Origin of the sequence: Frigidibacter sp. MR17.14, assembly GCF_037095735.1 — a bacterium.
Taxonomy (GTDB): Bacteria; Pseudomonadota; Alphaproteobacteria; order Rhodobacterales; family Rhodobacteraceae; genus Frigidibacter.
The window spans coordinates 80390-98161 of the sequence record NZ_JBAWKD010000003.1 but is presented as its reverse complement, the minus strand read 5'-3'; the positions used below and the strand labels follow the sequence as shown (position 1 = coordinate 98161).

Genomic DNA, 17772 nt, shown 5'->3' with positions numbered 1-17772 from the left:
TCGAAGGCGGGCCTCAGCCCGCCTCGGCGGCCTCGAGCTTCTCCTGCGCGGCCAGCCACATCGCCTCGGCCCGGTCGAGCCCGTCCATGACCTCGGCGTATTTCTTCTGCCAGACCTCGATCTCGCCGGCGCGCGAGGCCTCGTAAAGCTCGGGATCGGCGAGCTTCGTCGCAAGCTTGCCGCGCATGTCCTCGATCTTGTTGACGCGCTCTTCGCATTTCCGGACCTCGGCCTTCAGCGCCAGGATCTCGTCGCGGGTCGCGCGCTTCTTCTCGGGCTTCGCCTTTTCGGCCTTCGAGGGCGCGTCCGACTGCAGCAGCAGCGCGCGATAGGCCTCGAGATCCTCCTCATAGGGCTTCACCGCGCCGCCCTTCACCAGCCACAGACGGTCCGCGACGAGGCTCAGCAGGTGCATGTCGTGGCTGACGAGGATCACTGCGCCGGAATAGTCGGTCAGCGCCTCGATCAGCGCCTCGCGGCTCTCGATGTCGAGGTGGTTGGTCGGCTCGTCGAGGATCAGGATATGCGGCGCCTCGATCGTGGCCAGCAGCAGCGACAGCCGCGCCTTCTGCCCGCCCGACAGCCGGCCCACGGCGGTCTCGGCCTGATCCGCGCCCAGCCCGAAGCCCGCCAGCCGCGCGCGCAGCCGCGGCGGCGCCTCTCCCGGGCGCACGCGCTGGACATGCTGGATCGGCGTCTCGTCCAGATGCAGCTCGTCGACCTGGTGCTGGGCGAAATAGCCGATGCGCAGCTTGCCAGAGCGCAGGACGCGCCCCGCCATCGGTTCCAGCTTGCCGGCGAGCAGCTTCGACAGCGTCGACTTGCCCTCGCCGTTCTTGCCCAGAAGCGCGATGCGGTCGTCCTGGTCGATGCGCAGGTCCAGCCCCTTCAGCACCGCCCGCCCGTCATAGCCCACGACCGCGCCTTCCAGATTCACGATCGGCGGCGACAGCTCCTCGGGCGCGGGGAAGTTGAAGACATGTTTCGCCGCATCCTCGGGCGCGGTGATCGACACCATCTTCTCAAGCTGCTTCACCCGGCTCTGCGCCTGCCGCGCCTTCGAGGCCTTGGCCTTGAACCGGTCGACGAAGCTTTGCAGGTGGGCGCGCCGCGCCTCCTGCTTCTTCGCCTCGGCCACCTGCACCAGCCGCTGCTCGGCGCGCTGGCGGGCGAACTGGTCATAGGGCCCGTTCCACAGCGTCAGCTTGCGGCTGTCCAGATGCAGGATCGCCCCCACCGCCCGGTTCAGCAGGCCGCGGTCGTGGCTGATGATCAGCACCGTGTGCGGATATTTCGCCAGATAGCTTTCCAGCCACAGCGCGCCCTCGAGGTCGAGGTAGTTGGTCGGTTCGTCCAGCAGCAGGTAGTCGGGCTGCGCGAAGAGCACCCCCGCCAGCGCCACCCGCATCCGCCAGCCACCCGAGAAATCCGAGCAGGGGCGGAGGATGTCCTCGGCCTCGAACCCAAGCCCGCGCAGGATCGCGCTTGCGCGGCCCTCGGCCGACCAGGCGTCGATGTCGGCCAGCCGGGTCTGGATCTCGGCGATGCGGCCCGGATCGGTCGCGGTCTCGGCCTCGGCCATCAGGCTCGCGCGTTCGGTGTCGGCGGCCAGCACCGTGGCCAGCAGCGTGTCCGAGGACGAGGGCACCTCCTGCGCCACGCCGCCGATCTTGGCGCGGGCGGGGATGGTGATCGTGCCGCCTTCCAGCGCGATCTCGCCCCGGATCAGCCGGAACAGCGTGGTCTTGCCCGCGCCGTTCTGGCCGACGAGGCCCACCTTGTGACCGGTCGGAATCGTTGCGGAAGCGCCCTCGAACAGGGGGCGGCCTTCGACGGAATAGGTGATGTCGGCGATCTTGAGCATGGCCGACTGCCTGCCCGAAGCCGCGGGCGGCGTCAACGGGTCGGACGCGGCAAGGCCGCACGCGCCCAAGGTCGCATTGACCGCGCCGCGCTCGGGGCCATGCTGGCAGGCGGGCGCTGAACGGGCAGGCGGTGAGGGAGCAGGCAGGATGACAAAGGCAACACTGGTCGAGGCGACGGCAGAGGCACGCGCACTTCTGGACGAGATCCGGGCCGAGGCCGGCGAGGTGCTGTTCCATGTTTCGGGCGGCTGCTGCGACGGCACCCAGCCGATGTGCTATCCGGCGGGCGAATTCCGGCTGGGCGCGGGCGACGTGAAGCTGGGTGAGGTCGCGGGCGCGGGCATCTGGGTTTCCGGCGCGCAGGCCCCGATCTGGGCCGGGCAGCTCCTGACGCTGGACGCGGGGCCCGGGCGGGGCGGGGTCTTCAGCCTCGACAACGGCCGCGGCCGGCGTTTCATCGCCCGCAGCACCGCCTGCAGCCTCTGACCCGGGAACCGCCGCGCCGGCGGGACCGTTCCGTCCCCGACACGGAACTGCAGGAGATGAGAATGGCGGCCAAGGCCCATCCCGTTCGGCTGCAACCCGGCGCCGCGCCCGTGCGCGCGCGAAAGTTGCGCCGCAGCGTCCTTGTGGCGATCATCGCGGTCCTTGCCGCCGGCGCGGTCTGCGCGGCGCTCATGTTTTTCGCCCAGCAGCGCATCGGGGTGACCGTGCCGGGGGTCACCGGGCTCGGGACGGAGCCTCCGGCCGGTTCCGGGGATGGCGGCGCCGCAGCCGACCGCTAGCCCGGTTCGGCGGCCAGCGCCTCCGACAGGCGGCGGAATTCCTCGGCGATGGCCGCCTGCAGCGCGAAGGCCTCATCGGGCACCAGGCCCGGGTCCTCGTCATTGCCCTGGAAGGCGCCCCTTTCGGCAAGCCAGCTGGAGAGGTCCGCGCGCCGGTCGGAGCCGGCGGCGAGTTGCACCAGCAGCTTGCGCTGGGCCAGCAGCATGCCCTCCAGCTCGACCAGCCGCTGGGTCGCGCCCCGCTCGAAAGCCTCTATCAATTGCTGCCTCCCCCCTGTGCGGGCTGCTGCTGTGCGGGCTGCTGCTGCGCGGCGCCGGTGTCGGCGGGGGCAGCGGTGCCGGCGGCCGCTTCCGGGTCGGGACCCGGCGCCTCGGCACTTTCGTCGGCCAGCCACCAGACCAGCAGGCCCACGGCAAAGACCACGACGGCCAGCATGCCAAGGATCGGGCCGATGTGGCGGCGTTTCTGGGTGTCGAGATTGGTGTTCGGTGCGGACATCTGGCTCCTCCCTCGATGGCCTTCCCTCGACGACCTGCCGCGGACGGCGATCGTCACGGCGACCCCAGGCCGCCCGCGGACCAACGCGGCGGCGGGCAGGGATGTTCCCGTGCCCCTTTGATGGATCAGCTCTGCGCCGGGGTGATCTCGGGCAAGGGATCCTCGGGATTAGGTTGCGCGGTGCCGGTCATGCCCACGTCATTGCCCGCGGCCTCGGCCCCGACCAGCCCCAGTGAAGCCGGGTCCGCGGGGTTGTAGGGCGGGACCGAGCGCAGCTGTTCCTCCGTCCAGGGCAACACGGCGAAATCGGCACCGGTCTTGCGGTCCTCGCGCAGGCGCAGCTCGGAATAGGGCACGGCGACGGTGTGCGCGCCCATGCCCATGAAACCGCCCAGCGCCACCAGAACGTGGCTGACGCCATCCGCCTCGGAACCGGCGCGCACCACGTCGGTGATCCGGCCCAGCGAGGCGCCGTCGCTGTCGCGCAGCTCCATCTGTTTCAGCGCCTCGGGGGCCGGGCGCTCGACCGCCGGCGCCGGGGCAGTCACCGGGGGCAGCGCCATCAGCGCCGTCGCAGGCATCACGAGCACGAGCGACAGGCTCAGCGCGCGGGCGAGATCGTGCATTCGGTCGGTCCTTTCGCGGTTTTCGGGGCCCCGAGGGGCGCCCTGGATCGGGGGACAGTGCCGTCGAAGACGTCTCCGGCCAACGCCCCTGTCGCGAAAAGGTTCGCGCGCAGCGAAGGGTTTTCGCTGCAGCGCAGGATGCCGCGCGCCCCGCCGGCCGAAACCGGCGGGAACCCGCCGTCGGACCTTGCCCTCAGACCCCGCGCGCCAGGGCCGCGACCCCGGTCCGCGCCACGTCGGTCAGGCCCAGCGGGCGCATCAGCTCGGCGAAGGCGTCAATCTTGTCGGGCGCGCCGGTGATCTCGAAGACGAAGCTCTCCAGCGTCGAGTCGACGACATTGGCGCGGAAGATCTCGGCCAGCCGCAGCGCCTCGATCCGCTTCTCGCCCGCGCCCACCACCTTGAACAGCGCCAGCTCGCGTTCGACCGCCGGCCCCTCGACCGTCAGGTCATGCACCTCGTGCACCGGCACCAGCCGGCCCAGCTGCGCCTTGATCTGCTCGATCACGCCCGGCGTGCCGCGCGTCACCACCGTGATGCGCGAACGATGCCCCTTGTGGTCGATCTCGGCCACTGTGAGGCTTTCGATGTTGTAGCCCCGACCTGAAAACAACCCGATCACGCGGGCGAGCACGCCCGCCTCGTTGTCGACGATCACCGCCAGCGTGTGGCTTTCCGACACGTCGGCATGGGGGTTCTTCAGGTCATAGGCCGAATGGCTCGACGAGCCCTTCTTGATGTTCAGCGCATTCATCGCGTCCGACTTCCTTCACGGGCCGCTCTTTCGCATTGGCCCAAATATCCTCGGGGGTCCGGGGGCTGACAGCCCCCGGCGCTCGCCACTCGCGCGGTCCTCAGACCAGCGCCGCACCCTTGCCCGAGATCGCGTCGCTCTCGGTGACCTCGCCCAGGATCATCTCGTTGTGCGGCTTGCCCGACGGGATCATCGGCAGGCAGTTCTCGTGCTTCTCGACGAGGCAGTCGAAGATCACCGGCCCGTCGTAGTCCAGCATCTCGACGATCGCGTCATCGAGCTTCGCCGGATCGTCGCAGCGGATGCCCTTGCAGCCGAAGGCCTCGGCCAGCTTCACGAAATCGGGCAGGCTCTCCGACCAGGAATGCGAGAAGCGCCCGCCATGCAGCAGGTCCTGCCACTGGCGCACCATGCCCAGCCGCTCGTTGTTCAGGATGAACTGCTTCACCGGCGCGCGGAACTGCACCGCGGTGCCCATCTCCTGCATGTTCATCAGCCACGAGGCCTCGCCCGCGACGTTGATCACCAGCGCCTCGGGATGCGCGATCTGCACCCCGATCGAGGCCGGCAGCCCATAGCCCATGGTTCCGAGCCCGCCAGAGGTCATCCAGCGGTTCGGCGCGTCGAAATGCAGGAACTGCGCGGCCCACATCTGGTGCTGGCCGACCTCGGTGGTGATGTAGCGGTCGCGGCCGCGGGTCAGCGCCTCGAGCCGCTCCAGCGCGTACTGCGGCTTGATGGTCTTGGCCGAGTTCTTGTAGGCAAGGCAGTTGCGCGCCTTCCAGCCGTGGATCTGGCCCCACCAGCCTTCCAGCTTCTCGCGGTTGACCTTTCGCCCGCGCGCCTTCCAGACCTTCAGCAGGTCCTCCAGCACATGGCCGACGTCGCCCACGATCGGCAGGTCGACGCGGATCACCTTGTTGATCGACGAGGGGTCGATGTCGACATGGACCTTGACCGACTTCGGCGAGAAGTCGGCGACGCGGCCGGTGATGCGGTCGTCGAAGCGGGCGCCGATGTTGATCAGCAGGTCGCAGCCGTGCATCGCGAGGTTCGCCTCGTAAAGCCCGTGCATCCCCAGCATGCCCAGCCAGTTCTTCCCGCTCGCCGGATAGGCGCCCAGACCCATCAGCGTCGAGGTGATCGGGAAGCCGGTCGCATCGACCAGCTCGCGCAGCAGCTGGCTCGCGCCGACGCCCGAGTTGATGACGCCGCCGCCGGTGTAGAACACCGGGCGCTCGGCCTGCTCGATCAGCTCGACCAGCTTGGTGATCGCCTCGATGTCGCCCTTGACCTTCGGCTGGTAGCGCGAGGGGCGGACCTGCTTGGGGTCAGAATAGGTGCCGGTCGCGAACTGGACGTCCTTTGGGATGTCGATCAGCACCGGGCCCGGACGGCCCGACATCGCGACATGGAAGCCTTCGTGGATCGCCGCCGCCAGCTTGTCGGTGTCGGTGACCAGCCAGTTGTGCTTGGTGCAGGGGCGGGTGATGCCGACGGTGTCGGCTTCCTGGAAGGCATCGGTGCCGATCATGAAGGTCGGCGCCTGACCCGACAGGACCACCAGCGGGATCGAGTCCATCAGCGCATCGGTCAGCCCGGTCACCGCATTGGTCGCCCCGGGGCCCGAGGTCACCAGCACGACGCCCGGCTTGCCGGTCGAGCGGGCATAGCCTTCGGCCATGTGGACCGCGCCCTGTTCGTGGCGGACCAGGATGTGCTGAATGTCGTTCTGCTGGAAGATCTCGTCATAGATCGGAAGCACGGCGCCGCCCGGGTAGCCGAAGACCACCTCGACGCCCTGATCCTTGAGCGCCTGAACCACCATTCTCGCGCCGGTCATCTGCCGTTGCATGCTTCGTCTCTCCTCTGGTGCGCCGGGCGCTTCGGCCCGCACGCGATCCTCCGTTACGGCAATAAAAAACCCCCGTCGGGACGGGGGCGCATGGGGAACCAAGATGGTCTGCCGTTACCGGCCCATGCGCCTTGGTCCTACGATTACAAGAATGCCGGTCATCGCCGTCAGCCCTCATTGCCAGTGGCGCGGACATTAGGAAGGCCGCCGGGGGGCGTCAAGGCCAGAAATGCACCTTATCTGTCTCGCGCGGGCGAAAATCTTTGCATTTGTTTCGCGGATTGGCGGATTGGCGCAATCACGCGGCGGCCATGCTGGCGATGTAGCCGCCATAGCCGGCCAGAAGCGCGATTCCCCCGGCCCGGCCCAGCCGCCCCAGGCCCCAGCTCAGCGCCAACACTGCCAGCGCCACGCCCGCGGCGATCGGCATGTCGAGGCTGACGAAGCGCGGATCGACCGGCATCGGCGCGATCAGTCCGGTGATCCCGAGGATGCACAGGATGTTGAAGATGTTCGAGCCAAGCACGTTGCCGATCGCGATGTCGCCCTGCCGGCGCAGGGCGGCGACGACCGAGGTCGCAAGCTCCGGCAGCGAGGTGCCGACCGCGACGACGGTGAGGCCGATCACCGCTTCCGAGAAGCCGAGGTCGCGGGCGATGGTGGTGGCCGAGGTGACAAGCAGCCGGGCCGAGACCAGCAGCACCGCGAAGCCCGCCAGCGTCACCAGAAGCGAGCGGCCGAGCGTGGGGGCGGGCGCGTCCTCTGCGGCCTCTTCCGCCGCCTCGGGGTCCGGGCTTCGCAGCGCGACCCACAGATAGACAGCCAGCGCCGCAAGCAGCGCGGCCGCTTCGATCCGGCCCAGCGTGCCGCCGGTGATCGCCAGCCACAGCGCAAGGGTCGAGCCCAGCATCACCGCCAGGTCGCGGCGCAGGCGCGCGAAACCCATCGCGACGGGCGCGATGGCGGCGGTCACGCCAAGGATCAGCAGGATGTTGGCGATGTTCGAGCCCACGACATTGCCCAGCGCGATGGCCGGGCTGCCCGAGAAGGCCGCCTGCAACGAGACCAGTAGCTCGGGGCTGGAGGTGCCGAACCCTACGACGGTCAGCCCGATGACCAGCGGCGAGAGGCCGAAGCGCCGGGCGATGCCCACCGCCCCCTTCACCAGGAATTCGCCGCCGAAGAACAGTCCGACGAGGCCCGCGGCAAGAAGGAGGTAGGTCACGTATCACCCTGATCTGATTGCGTTCGCTCAGAGATCGGGGGCAGGTCCGGGGATTTCAACCGCGCCCGGATGCCGCAGGGCAGGCGGGTGCTGGGCGTGAGGAATGAGTATTTGGGCCAAGCCGAAAGGGAAGGGTTCAGCCCTTCACCGGCCGCGTGTCGGGCAGAGAGATCCGCGCGACCTGCTCGGCAATGGGATCGACGGACAGCGGATGGGTCTCGGCCGAATGTTCGGCCGGGTCGCCGATCGGCTGCCAGTCGCCGCCCTTGTAGATCTCTAGCGCGCCGAAGTTGGCCTTGTAGCCCATCTTGCGGCTGCCCGGCACCCAATAGCCGAGGTAGACGTAAGGAAGGCCGACCTGACGGGCCAACTCGACATGGTCGAGGATCACATAGGTGCCGAGCGAGCCCTTGATCCGTTCAGGTTCATAGAAGCTGTAGACCATGCTCAGCCCGTCATCGAGCACGTCGGTCAGGCAGACCGCGGTCAGGCGCCGCCGGCGCTCGCCCTCGGCGGGGGGCGCGGAATATTCGATGACGCGGGTCTTGACCGGCGTCTCCTCGATCATCGCGGCGAATTCGAAGATGTCCATGTCGGCCATGCCGCCATCGGCGTGGCGATGGTCGAGATAGCGGCGGAAGAGCGCGTACTGATCCTCGGTCGCCCAAGGGCTGGTCGCCTCGCGCCGCAGGTCGTCGTTCTTCTTCATCACCCGGCGCTGGGTCTTCGACGGCTCGAAATCCGCGACCCGGATCCGGGCCGACAGGCAGGCCGCGCAATCGGCGCAAGAGGGGCGATAGAGCACGTTCTGCGACCGCCGGAAGCCCTGTTTCGACAGCGAGTCGTTGAGCTTGCCGGCACCGTCGCCCTGCAGCGCGGTGAACAGCTTCCGCTCGGCCCGCCCGTCGAGATAGGGGCAGGGCTGCGGAGCGGTGACGTAGAACTGCGGCGCGATCGGAAGCGTGTGGCGCATGACTGCTCGGCTGTTCTCGGCGGAACGTGGACGGGGGCGGATAAGGGGAGAGAATTGGTCGGATTGGCGGCACGTTACCAAGCCGTCACAGATCCGCCAAGCGGATTTGTCGCGCCCCCGTCAACAGCGGCAGGAACGCCCGCAAAGCGGGCGATCAGGCCGGTTTGTTGATGGCCGTGGTGCCCAGAACGATGTCATGCAGGCCCTGACCGCGCGCGGTCGTCGCCATCATCACCGCCGACAGGATCTGCGGGATCACGAAGGCCACGGTCAGCGAATAGCCCAGCGTGTGGATCAGGGCCATGCCGCTGTCGAAGCGCCGCCCGGTGCGGTCGCGCAGCTCGATCCCCATCAGCCGCATCCCCCAGGTCGCCGAGCGGTTGGCGATGGTGATCCAGCGATAGACGAAGCCCAGGCACAGGAAGACCACCGGCAGGAAGAACAGCGCGGTGAAGGCCGTGAACGGGATCGCGACCAGCGTCAGCAGGCCGATCAGGATCACGTCCACCACCCAGGCGAACAGCCGCTTCACGGGCACGTTGGCATAGAACTCGGGCTCGGCGCCCGGGTCGGGCAGGCCCCAGAACGGATCGGGCGAGAGGGTGTCGGTGCTCATGGCTCGCTATATGGGATGCGGGAGGGCAGGAAAAAGCCCCCCGGGTCTGCCGGGGGGCCAGCGTCGCGGTTCAGGCGGCCGGGGGCTGGCTCTCGGCTTGGCCCTCGTCGCGGGCGGCACGGGCACGCTCGTCCATGTACTGGTCGAACTCGGCCTTGTCCTTGCTCTCGCGCAGGCGGCGCAGGAAGCCCTCGAACTCTTCCTGCTCGCGCTCGAGCCGGTCGATCGTGTCGGCCTTGTAGGCGTCGAAGGCGCTGTTGCCCGACGAGCGGAAGCGCGTGGGGGCGAAGGATTTCGAGAAGCCGCCTTCGCGGCGGCGCGAACAGCCGAACATGCGTTTGCTCCAGATCATGTAGCCAAGAAGGGCCAGCCCGGCGGGCCAGCAGAAGACGAAGCCGAGGATCATGGCCGCGATCCAGGCAGGTCTGCCGCGATCGTCGAGCCAGCCCTCCGCTCGCCGAAGCCAGGACAGCGGGCCGGCATAGGCTCCGGTCTGGGCGAGGGTCGGGGTGGTCATCAGGGTCCTCCGGGTGGTCGGTTGCGTCATGTGAAGCGTGTTCACATGATCGAATATGGCCAACCCGGCGCAGCGATCAAGAGGCTATGTGAAATGTTTTCACATGGACCCTCCGGGGGTCATCCCGGCAGGGTGAAATCGGCGAGAACCGCGCCCGAGGCCTGCTGCAGCGCCGCGGGGGCGATGGCGAAGATGTGGCGCGGCGTGCCGGCGGCGGCCCAGACGCGCTCGAAGGCCATCAGCCGCGGATCGAGGTAGCTGGGGCAGGGCGTCAGGTGCCCAAATGGCGCGACGCCGCCGATGGCGAAGCCGGTGGCGGCGCGGATCTCGGCGGCATCGGCCTTGCCCAGGGGCTCGCCGGCGATCGCGGTCGCGCGCTCGGGGCAGACGCGGTTGCCGCCGGCGGTCACGAACAGGATCACCCGGCCGCTGTCCTGCCCGCGGAAGATGATCGACTTCGCGATCTGGTCGATCTCGCAGCCCGCGGCATCGGCGGCCTGCTGCGCGGTGCGGGTGCTTTCGGGAAACTCGAGGATCTCGACCGCCAGCCCCGCGGCTTCCAGCGCCGTCTCGACCCGCTTCAGGCTTTTGCTCATGTCCCGCTCCCTGCTGTTCGGGGCCGAGTGTCACGATCCGCGCCGCCGCCGCAAGTCGCGATGGCCGTGCCCCGCGGGCCGGGATATCGTCACGCCATGACACCGTTTTCCTTCTCTGCCCGCCTGACGCGGATGCCGCTTCCCTTCGATCCCGACCGGGGCCGCGACGCGCGTGTGGCCACGGGCCTTGGCGACGGGCCGCTCGGCGATCTGGTCGCGGGGGCCGCGGGATCCTCGCCCTATCTCGCGGGGCTCGTCGCGCGCGAGGCGGGCTGGCTGGCCGGCGCCCTGCAGGACAGTCCCGAACAGGCGCTGTCCGACACCTTGGGCGCGCTTGGCGCCGTCGCGGCCGAGCAGCTGCCCGAGGCGCTGCGCGAGGCCAAGCGGCGCACGGCGCTGATCGCGGGGCTGGCGGATCTGGGCGGCGTCTGGCCGCTGGAACGCGTGACCGGCGCGCTGACCGCGCTGGCCGACCGGGCGGTGGACCTGAGCCTGCGCACTTTGGTCGCGGCCGAGATCCGCCGCGGCAAGATCCCGGGGATCGCCCGCGAGGCCGAGGGCGACCCGGCCGGGCTCTTCGCACTGGCGATGGGCAAGATGGGCGCGGGCGAGCTGAACTATTCCTCGGACATCGACCTGATCTTCCTCTACGACGACGACCGTTACGACCCCGCCGACCGGCCCGAGGCGCGGGCGGCCTTCATCCGCGTGGTGCGCAAGCTGACCGGATGGCTGTCGGACGTGACGGCAGGCGGCTATGTCTTCCGCACCGACCTGCGCCTGCGGCCCGATGCCGCCGTCACCCCGGTCGTCATCGCCTGCGGCGCGGCCGAACAGTATTACGAGGCCGAGGGCCGCAGCTGGGAGCGCGCGGCCTATATCAAGGCGCGCCCCTGCGGCGGCGATCTGGCGGCGGGCGAGCGCTTCCTCGACCGGCTGAAACCCTTCGTCTGGCGCCGGCACCTCGACTTCGCGGCGATCCGTGACATCCACGACCTTCGGCTGAAGATCCGCGATCACAAGGGGCTCGGCGGGCCCCTGGTGCTCGAGGATCACAACATGAAGCTCGGCCGCGGCGGCATCCGCGAGATCGAGTTCTTCACCCAGACCCGCCAGCTGATCGCCGGCGGCCGCGATCCGGGCCTTCGCGACCGCACGACGCTGGGCGGCCTCAATGCGCTGGCGGGGCGCGGCTGGATCCCGCGCGAGGTCGCGACCGAGCTTTCCGACCACTACCGTGCCCACCGCGAGACCGAGCACCGCCTGCAGATGGTGGGCGACGCGCAGACCCATTCGCTGCCCCACGCGCCAGAGGCCTTCGACCGGCTGGCACGGCTGTCCGGCGAGGCCGATACCGGCCAGTGGCGGGCGCAGATCCTCGACCGCCTGCGCCGGGTCGAGGGGCTGATCGACGCCTTCTTCGCCCCCGAACCCGCGCGCCCCGAGGCCTCGGGCCCGGTCCCCGCGGGCGCGGCAGAGATCACCCGCCGCTGGCCCTCCTATCCCGCGCTGCGCTCGGAGCGGGCGCGCGACATGTTCCGCCGGATCGAGCCGGACCTGCTGTCGCGCATGGGCCGCGCCGCCGACCCGGCCGAGGCGCTGCGCCAGTTTGACGGCTTCCTTGCCGGGCTGCCGGCGGGGGTGCAGCTCTTTTCGATGTTCGTGGCGAACCCCTCGCTGGTCGACCTGATCGTCGACATCTGCGCCACCGCGCCGACGCTGGCGCAGTATCTGTCGCGCCATTCGGCCGTGCTCGACGCGGTGATCGGCGGCGGCTTCTTCGCGCCCTGGCCGGGGCAGGCGGCGCTGGCCTCGGACCTCGCCTCGCTGATCGCGCCGGTCGCGGATTACGAGGCGGCGCTGGATCAGGCCCGCGTCTGGCAGCGCGAGTGGCATTTCCGGATCGGCGTCCACCACCTGCGCGGCCTGATCGGCTGCGACGAGGCGGGCGTGCAATATGCCGATCTGGCGGCGGCGGTGCTGAACGCGCTCTGGCCGCGCGTCACCGCCGAGATCGCCCGCCGCCACGGGCCGCCGCCGGGCCTTGGCGCGGCGGTGGTGGGCATGGGCAGCCTCGGGATCGGGCGGCTCAATTCCGCCTCGGACCTCGACCTGATCGTGATCTACGACGCGGCCGGGGTCGAGGCCTCGGCGGGGCCGAAGCCTCTGGCCGCCCGCGCCTATTACGCGCGGCTCACGCAGGGCCTTGTCACGGCACTCTCCGCGATGATGCCGCGGGGGCGGCTCTACGAGGTCGACATGCGCCTGCGCCCCTCGGGGCGGCAGGGGCCGGTCGCGACCTCGATCGCGTCCTTCGAAAGCTATCAGCTGACCGAGGCCTGGACCTGGGAGCATCTGGCCCTGACCCGCGCCAAGGTGATCGCCGGCCCGCCGCCGCTGGCCGCCGCCTTCGAGGCGATCCGCCGCCGGATCCTGACCGAGAAGTCGGCCAACCCGGCCATCGCGCAGGACGTGCAGGACATGCGTGCCCGGATCTTCGCGGTGCGCGGTCGCGACGGACCCGACGTGAAATCGGGCGCCGGGCGGCTGCAGGACATCGAGCTGTTCGCCCAGTCGCTGGCGCTGCGCACCGGCGATCCCGCGCGCAGCCTTGCGGGCCAGTTGCGCGCCGGACGGCGGGCCGGGCTGATCGACGCGGGGGAAGAGGCCGCGCTGCTGGCCGCCGCGCGGCTGCAATGGCAGTTCCGTGCCGCGACGCGTCTTGTCGCGGGCGAGCGGATCGAACCCGCCGAGGCCGGCGAGGGCGCCCGCGCCGTCCTTCTGCGCGAGACGGGCACGCAGGATCTTGCGGAACTGACCGAGGCGCTGTCTTCTCGGGCGGCAGAGGCGGCGGCGATCATCGAGCGGCGCCTTGGCACGGGGGAGGATGCAGATGGCTGAACCGGCCGACCGGGACGACCCGAAGGGGCTGATCCGCGAAAGCTACCGCATCGAGCACATCGGCGAGGCCGAATGCCGGTCGATCTTCCTCGACTGGGCGCTGTCGCTGCCGGCGGGCACCGACGCCGGCGCGGCGATGGCACGGCTGCTTGCCCGCCACGGCGAGGCAGAGGCCGGTCACCCGATGTCGGCGCTGCTTGCGGCCGAGGCGCCGGTCGCCGCAGCGGCCGGGGCGCGGCGCGGGGGTGCCATGGGACGCCGCCGCCGCAACTGACGGGACGCCGCGGGAATCGCCCCCCGCGCGCGGCGCCGGCATCGCGGAACGCGAAACCCATTGCACTCCGCACAATTGCCGGGCGCTAATTCCGACACCACGCGCGGAGATCGGCCGATCCGCGCCAAATCTCTGTTTCAACAGACTGTTTCCCTTCCCCAAGGCGGGTGTCAGGTCCACCATCCGGGTCAGGCCCGCCATGCCGTCGTGCCGTCTGCATGTCCGGACACAACCGGAAAGGGAGGTCGAGATGACCCTGCGCTTCTTCTCTGGCCGCTGGTGGGACGGTGCGCGTTTCTGGGATGGCGAGGGCTGGCGCGATCAGGCCGGCCGCATCACCCCGCAGGCGCTGGCGCGCGGCCCCGGCGACGGCGGCTGCCCGGTGCCCTGCTTCACGCCCGGCTCGCTGGTCACCACCGGCCGCGGAACCCTGCCGATCGAGGCGCTGCGCCCCGGCGACCGGGTCGCGACCCGCGACGACGGGCTGCAGCCGCTGGTCTGGATCGGGCAGAACTTCCTTGGCCCCGACCGGCTGGGGGCGACGCCGGACCTGATGCCGATCCGCTTCGCCGCCGGCAGCCTTGGCGACGGACTTCCCGCCAATGACATCGTGGTCAGCCCTCAGCACCGGATGCTGTGCACCGGCGACCGCGCCGACCGCCTCTTCGGCGAGCCCGAGGTTCTGGTCGCCGCGCGCCATCTGACCGCGCTGCCCGGGGTCGAGCGTCAGCCGGTGCTGGCGGTGACCTACCTGCACCTGATGTTCGAGCGTCATCAGGTGATCATGGTCGATGGCGTCTGGTCGGAAAGCTTCCAGCCGGGCGACTGGGTGGCCGAGGCGATGGATGCCGCACAGCGCGACGAGATCCTCGCGATCTTCCCGGAACTGGCAGAGCGCCCCGCGGCAGAAGTCTATCCGGCGGCGCGCCGCGGCCTCAAACGCCACGAAGCCCGGCTGCTGGTCGCCTGAGGCGGCCAGACCGGTGCCCTGCGCCGCGCCCGGCCGCCGCGCGCCGCGCAGGCGCCGGGCTCAGCCAAGCGCGGCTTCCAGCGCCTTCAGCGCCGCCACCGGATCGGCCGCGGCCCAGATCTCTTCGCCGATGCCGACGAAATCGGTGACCCCGGCCAGTTCGGCCAGCGTCGCGGCGTCCAGCGCGCCCTCGGCCACCACCGGCACCTCGATCATCTCGGACCACCAGGCGAACAGCTCGAGCTCGGCGCGGGTGCCGGTGCCTAGGGCGGTGGCGCCCGCCGGCCCGAAGGCCACGTAATCGGCGCCCAGCTCTCCGGCGGTCATCCCGTCGTGGCGCGAGGCGGCGCAATAGGCCCCGACGATCGCATCCTCGCCCAGCTCCTTGCGGGCGGTGCGGACCGAGCGCGCGCCGTCGGTCAGGTGCACCCCGTCAAGGCCCAGCCGTTCCACGAACTTCACATGGGTGTCGATGACGATCGGCACGTCGCGCTCATGCGCCACCAGACGGCAGGCATCGGCCGCGCGCAGCAGCCGGTCCTCGTCGCGGGTCGCGAGGCTCAGGCGCAGGCAGGCGATCTCGACGCTGTCGAGGACGCGGGCGAGCGTGTCGGGGAAGGTCTCCAGCTCGAAGGCGGGCGGGGTGATCAGGTAGATCTGCGGGCGGTCTTCGGAGGCCATGTCGGGTCCAGTGCTGGGATCGCGGCTCCATAGCCCAGATCCGCGGCCTTGGCCACCATCTTCCCGGCCCGGCCCTTTCCAGCCCCATGCCGCGCCGGTCAGTCCCCGGTTCAGCCTCCTGTGCGCAGGAAGCGCAGCGCCGCCCGCACCGCCCGTTCAAGCGAGGGTTCCTGCGCGCGCCGATAGCTGGCCTGCGCCTGCGCCCGTGCCGCCTGCGCGGCGCGGATCTGCTCGGGCGTCGGGCGCAACGGCGGCGGCGAGGCCGCCTTGATCGGCAGGGGCGTGGTGACATCTGCCAAGGGGTGCAGCAGCGCCAGCTGCGCGGGGCTGCCGCTGTCGCTCATCGCCGCAAGGAACAGGTCCGGCGACAGGCCGCGCGCCGCCTCGGGCCCGCCCTCGGCGAACTCGAACGGGTCGGCGTGACGGGGCACCGGGAAACCGGCCGCATCGCGCGGCGCCGTCGCCAACCGCGGGAACACCCCCGTGCTTGCCGGCGGATCCCCGGGGCGCGGCGCCTCGGCCGTGCCCTCAGTCACCGGCAAAGCGCGCACCGCGTTCGCCTCGGCCGGGGCGGTGTCGCCGCCTCCGAAGATCCAGGCCGTCGCCGCGATGCCGACCGACAGCCCGACCAGGCAGGCCAGCGCGAAGCCGACCATGTCGCGACGCAGCGCCGGACGGCGGACAGGGGCCCGTGCCGGGCGCGGCTCGGCATCGCCATAGCGCGGCGGCGCGGGCCCCAGAGCCGGGGCCGGGGCGGCACCTGCCAGCGGGTCGAACGGCGCATCCTGCGCGTCGGCGGTCGGCTCGATGGCGGCGGGATCGGGTCGCGACGGTTCCGTCGTCGACGCAGCGCCGGCAGGATCGGCCACGGCAGGCGGGCGCGCGGGCTCTGTCGGCGCGGCAACCGGCGCATCGGCGCGCAGGGCGCTGCGCAGCTTGGCCAGCCGCGCCTCATCGACGTTGCGGGCTGCGGCCTGACGCGCGGCCTGCCGATCGATCGCGGCGGCGGCAGGGGCAGACGGCGGGGCGGCAGTGGCCAGCGCCGGACCTGCGCGACCCACCCCCGGGCACCCAAGCGGCGCGATGTTCAGGGCGCCGGGCGGGGTGCGGGTCGGTGCTGCCTCGTCTGCAGCCTCCGCGGATGGACGCGCGCGCAGGGGCGGGGCCGGCGGCTTGCCGTCCATCGCCCGGGCCCGTGCGACCCGTGCCGCCGCAAGGCGGTCTTCCCAGTCGGCGCTGAAAAGCTGGTCCCCGACGCCGATGTCTTCCTTCATTCCACTGACCTTTCGCAGGACCGGACGGAAGTTCTACGCAGCCTCGCGCCGGTTCCGGCGTCCACTTTCCGAAATCCTACCAGCCGGGACGCCGCACCGCAGCCACGTCCTGACCACCTCGGCGGAAAACCGTTCAACCCAAGGTTCGGTTCCAGCAAAAAAGCGCCGACCCCGGCGCGGGTGCGCCGGGGTCGGACGGATCGGTCAGCGATGAGGCAGAAAACTCAGAGCTTGCCGGCGTTCTGCTGCACCATCATGAAGGTGTCATAGTTGTACTCGGCGATCTGCGCCCAGGTGTAGTTCTCCGAGCGGAACGCCTTGATCGAGTCCCAGATCTTCTTGAAGTTCGCGTTCGAGGCTTCCATCTCGGCATAGACCTCGTTCGCCGCGTCGAAGCAGGCGCTCAGGATCTCGGGCGAGAACGGACGCAGCTGGGTGCCCTGGGCCACCAGCGACTTGATCGCGGCCGGGTTCTTGTAGTCGTACTTCGACAGCATGTCGTGGTCGGTCGCCTGGGCGGCGGTGCGCAGCAGCGCCTGATAGCCCTTCGGCAGCTCGTCGTACTTCGCCTTGTTGAAGAAGAAGTGGACGGTCGGGCCGCCTTCCCACCAGCCGGGGTAGTAGTAGTAGGGCGCGACCTTGAAGAAGCCGAGCTTCTCGTCGTCATAGGGGCCGACCCATTCCGCGGCGTCGATGGTGCCCTTTTCCAGCGACGGATAGATGTCGCCGCCGGCGATCTGCTGCGGCACGACGCCGAGCTTCTCCATCACCTTGCCGGCAAAGCCGCCGACCCGCATCTTCAGGCCCTTCATGTCGGCGACGGTGTTGATCTCCTTGCGGAACCAGCCACCCATCTGCACGCCGGTGTTGCCGCCCGGCAGGCCGAACAGGCCCTGGGTCGCCAGGAACTCATTGTACAGATCGATGCCGCCGCCGTGGTAGTCCCAGGCCGACTTGCCGCGCGCCGAGAGCGAGAAGGGGACTGCCGCGCCCAGCGCGTAGGTCGGATCCTTGCCCCAGAAGTAGTAGGCGACGGTGTGGCAGGCCTCGACCGTGCCCTGGCTCACCGCGTCGGCAGCCTGCAGACCGGGAACGATCTCGCCAGCGGCGAAGACCTGGATCTGGAAATTGCCGTCGGTGGCTTCGGAGATGTATTTCGACAGCGTGTCCGCACCGCCGTAGATCGTGTCGAGCGATTTCGGGAACGACGAGGTCAGGCGCCAGGTGACCTTCGGGTTCGCCTGCGCGATCGCGGGCGCCGCGAGCACCGAGGCCGCGGCCACGCCGGCGCCACCGATCGAAGCCTTCGTCAGGAATGAACGACGATCCATTTTGGGTTTCCCTCCCACAAAACATGCCAA

The 17772-nt window shown here is 70.2% G+C and carries 19 protein-coding genes; 5 read left to right on the top strand and 14 right to left on the bottom strand.

The genetic code is table 11. From position 1 onward, the window contains the following. Positions 1-13: 13 nt before the first annotated feature. Positions 14-1864: an ABC-F family ATP-binding cassette domain-containing protein gene (locus V8J36_RS09075; RefSeq protein ID WP_336466974.1), complete on the bottom strand. Its 1851-nt coding sequence runs from the start codon at positions 1862-1864 to the stop codon at positions 14-16. 148 nt (positions 1865-2012) lie between these two features. On the opposite strand from V8J36_RS09075, the gene V8J36_RS09070 reads away from it, so the two are divergent. Continuing rightward, the gene (locus V8J36_RS09070; RefSeq protein ID WP_336466973.1) at positions 2013-2351 is read left to right on the top strand and encodes a DUF779 domain-containing protein; all 339 of its coding nucleotides are present in this window, start codon (positions 2013-2015) and stop codon (positions 2349-2351) included. Between the two features lie 62 nt (positions 2352-2413). Beyond that, the gene (locus tag V8J36_RS09065) at positions 2414-2650 is read left to right on the top strand and encodes a hypothetical protein (RefSeq protein ID WP_336466972.1); all 237 of its coding nucleotides are present in this window, start codon (positions 2414-2416) and stop codon (positions 2648-2650) included. Here the strand turns inward: V8J36_RS09065 and V8J36_RS09060 are convergent. The 10 genes from V8J36_RS09060 to V8J36_RS09015 form a co-directional block, all read right to left on the bottom strand. Beyond that, complete coding sequence (locus V8J36_RS09060) at positions 2647-2910, bottom strand: hypothetical protein (RefSeq protein ID WP_336466971.1); 264 nt, start codon at positions 2908-2910, stop codon at positions 2647-2649. The genes V8J36_RS09065 and V8J36_RS09060 overlap by 4 nt on opposite strands. Continuing rightward, positions 2907-3149, bottom strand: a complete 243-nt coding sequence (locus V8J36_RS09055) for a hypothetical protein (protein WP_336466970.1) — start codon at positions 3147-3149, stop codon at positions 2907-2909. The genes V8J36_RS09060 and V8J36_RS09055 overlap by 4 nt, the downstream gene beginning before the upstream one ends. Positions 3150-3274: 125 nt before the next feature. Next, entirely contained in the window at positions 3275-3775 is a 501-nt protein-coding gene (locus tag V8J36_RS09050) for a PRC-barrel domain-containing protein (protein WP_336466969.1), read from the bottom strand. A 193-nt stretch (positions 3776-3968) separates the two neighbouring features. Then, entirely contained in the window at positions 3969-4529 is a 561-nt protein-coding gene (gene ilvN / locus V8J36_RS09045) for an acetolactate synthase small subunit (protein ID WP_336466968.1), read from the bottom strand. A gap of 100 nt (positions 4530-4629) precedes the next feature. Next, entirely contained in the window at positions 4630-6384 is a 1755-nt protein-coding gene (locus tag V8J36_RS09040) for an acetolactate synthase 3 large subunit (protein ID WP_336466967.1), read from the bottom strand. A gap of 298 nt (positions 6385-6682) precedes the next feature. Next, positions 6683-7609: a calcium/sodium antiporter gene (locus V8J36_RS09035; protein ID WP_336466966.1), complete on the bottom strand. Its 927-nt coding sequence runs from the start codon at positions 7607-7609 to the stop codon at positions 6683-6685. 136 nt (positions 7610-7745) lie between these two features. Continuing rightward, positions 7746-8582 carry an arginyltransferase gene (locus V8J36_RS09030; RefSeq protein ID WP_336466965.1) on the bottom strand — a complete coding sequence of 279 codons (837 nt, stop codon included), beginning with the start codon at positions 8580-8582 and terminating at the stop codon, positions 7746-7748. Between the two features lie 154 nt (positions 8583-8736). After that, a complete protein-coding gene (locus V8J36_RS09025; RefSeq protein ID WP_336466964.1) occupies positions 8737-9198 on the bottom strand; it encodes an RDD family protein in 462 nt (153 codons plus the stop codon). A gap of 70 nt (positions 9199-9268) precedes the next feature. Continuing rightward, a complete protein-coding gene (locus tag V8J36_RS09020; protein WP_336466963.1) occupies positions 9269-9715 on the bottom strand; it encodes a DUF2852 domain-containing protein in 447 nt (148 codons plus the stop codon). A 119-nt stretch (positions 9716-9834) separates the two neighbouring features. Further along, entirely contained in the window at positions 9835-10311 is a 477-nt protein-coding gene (locus V8J36_RS09015; protein ID WP_336466962.1) for a YbaK/EbsC family protein, read from the bottom strand. A 96-nt stretch (positions 10312-10407) separates the two neighbouring features. Here V8J36_RS09015 and V8J36_RS09010 point away from each other — a divergent pair, with 96 nt between their 5' ends. The 3 genes from V8J36_RS09010 to V8J36_RS09000 all read left to right on the top strand — a co-directional run bounded on the left by V8J36_RS09010 (position 10408) and on the right by V8J36_RS09000 (position 14456). Next, positions 10408-13212, top strand: coding sequence for a glutamine-synthetase adenylyltransferase (locus V8J36_RS09010; protein WP_336466961.1), 2805 nt, complete (start codon positions 10408-10410; stop codon positions 13210-13212). Beyond that, complete coding sequence (locus V8J36_RS09005) at positions 13205-13486, top strand: hypothetical protein (RefSeq protein WP_336466960.1); 282 nt, start codon at positions 13205-13207, stop codon at positions 13484-13486. The genes V8J36_RS09010 and V8J36_RS09005 overlap by 8 nt, the downstream gene beginning before the upstream one ends. Positions 13487-13736: 250 nt before the next feature. Next, positions 13737-14456 carry a Hint domain-containing protein gene (locus V8J36_RS09000; RefSeq protein WP_336466959.1) on the top strand — a complete coding sequence of 240 codons (720 nt, stop codon included), beginning with the start codon at positions 13737-13739 and terminating at the stop codon, positions 14454-14456. A 60-nt stretch (positions 14457-14516) separates the two neighbouring features. Here the strand turns inward: V8J36_RS09000 and V8J36_RS08995 are convergent, their stop codons facing one another. The 3 genes from V8J36_RS08995 to V8J36_RS08985 form a co-directional block, all read right to left on the bottom strand. Next, positions 14517-15137: a thiamine phosphate synthase gene (locus V8J36_RS08995; protein WP_336466958.1), complete on the bottom strand. Its 621-nt coding sequence runs from the start codon at positions 15135-15137 to the stop codon at positions 14517-14519. A 110-nt stretch (positions 15138-15247) separates the two neighbouring features. Next, entirely contained in the window at positions 15248-16411 is a 1164-nt protein-coding gene (locus V8J36_RS08990; protein ID WP_336466957.1) for a hypothetical protein, read from the bottom strand. A gap of 224 nt (positions 16412-16635) precedes the next feature. Further along, a complete protein-coding gene (locus V8J36_RS08985) occupies positions 16636-17742 on the bottom strand; it encodes a TRAP transporter substrate-binding protein (protein WP_336466956.1) in 1107 nt (368 codons plus the stop codon). Between the last annotated feature and the right edge of the window lie 30 nt (positions 17743-17772).

What these genes read in the sequence shown, in the direction of transcription:
- V8J36_RS09025 (WP_336466964.1), bottom strand. Translation starts at nt 9,198, where the DNA reads ATGAGCACCGACACCCTCTCGCCCGATCCGTTCTGGGGCCTGCCCGAC.
- V8J36_RS09040 (WP_336466967.1), bottom strand. Translation starts at nt 6,384, where the DNA reads ATGCAACGGCAGATGACCGGCGCGAGAATGGTGGTTCAGGCGCTCAAG.
- V8J36_RS09015 (WP_336466962.1), bottom strand. Translation starts at nt 10,311, where the DNA reads ATGAGCAAAAGCCTGAAGCGGGTCGAGACGGCGCTGGAAGCCGCGGGG.
- V8J36_RS09055 (WP_336466970.1), bottom strand. Translation starts at nt 3,149, where the DNA reads ATGTCCGCACCGAACACCAATCTCGACACCCAGAAACGCCGCCACATC.
- V8J36_RS08995 (WP_336466958.1), bottom strand. Translation starts at nt 15,137, where the DNA reads ATGGCCTCCGAAGACCGCCCGCAGATCTACCTGATCACCCCGCCCGCC.
- V8J36_RS09005 (WP_336466960.1), top strand. Translation starts at nt 13,205, where the DNA reads ATGGCTGAACCGGCCGACCGGGACGACCCGAAGGGGCTGATCCGCGAA.
- V8J36_RS09020 (WP_336466963.1), bottom strand. Translation starts at nt 9,715, where the DNA reads ATGACCACCCCGACCCTCGCCCAGACCGGAGCCTATGCCGGCCCGCTG.
- V8J36_RS08990 (WP_336466957.1), bottom strand. Translation starts at nt 16,411, where the DNA reads ATGAAGGAAGACATCGGCGTCGGGGACCAGCTTTTCAGCGCCGACTGG.
- V8J36_RS08985 (WP_336466956.1), bottom strand. Translation starts at nt 17,742, where the DNA reads ATGGATCGTCGTTCATTCCTGACGAAGGCTTCGATCGGTGGCGCCGGC.
- V8J36_RS09065 (WP_336466972.1), top strand. Translation starts at nt 2,414, where the DNA reads ATGGCGGCCAAGGCCCATCCCGTTCGGCTGCAACCCGGCGCCGCGCCC.
- V8J36_RS09070 (WP_336466973.1), top strand. Translation starts at nt 2,013, where the DNA reads ATGACAAAGGCAACACTGGTCGAGGCGACGGCAGAGGCACGCGCACTT.
- V8J36_RS09010 (WP_336466961.1), top strand. Translation starts at nt 10,408, where the DNA reads ATGACACCGTTTTCCTTCTCTGCCCGCCTGACGCGGATGCCGCTTCCC.
- V8J36_RS09075 (WP_336466974.1), bottom strand. Translation starts at nt 1,864, where the DNA reads ATGCTCAAGATCGCCGACATCACCTATTCCGTCGAAGGCCGCCCCCTG.
- V8J36_RS09050 (WP_336466969.1), bottom strand. Translation starts at nt 3,775, where the DNA reads ATGCACGATCTCGCCCGCGCGCTGAGCCTGTCGCTCGTGCTCGTGATG.
- ilvN (WP_336466968.1), bottom strand. Translation starts at nt 4,529, where the DNA reads ATGAATGCGCTGAACATCAAGAAGGGCTCGTCGAGCCATTCGGCCTAT.
- V8J36_RS09000 (WP_336466959.1), top strand. Translation starts at nt 13,737, where the DNA reads ATGACCCTGCGCTTCTTCTCTGGCCGCTGGTGGGACGGTGCGCGTTTC.
- V8J36_RS09030 (WP_336466965.1), bottom strand. Translation starts at nt 8,582, where the DNA reads ATGCGCCACACGCTTCCGATCGCGCCGCAGTTCTACGTCACCGCTCCG.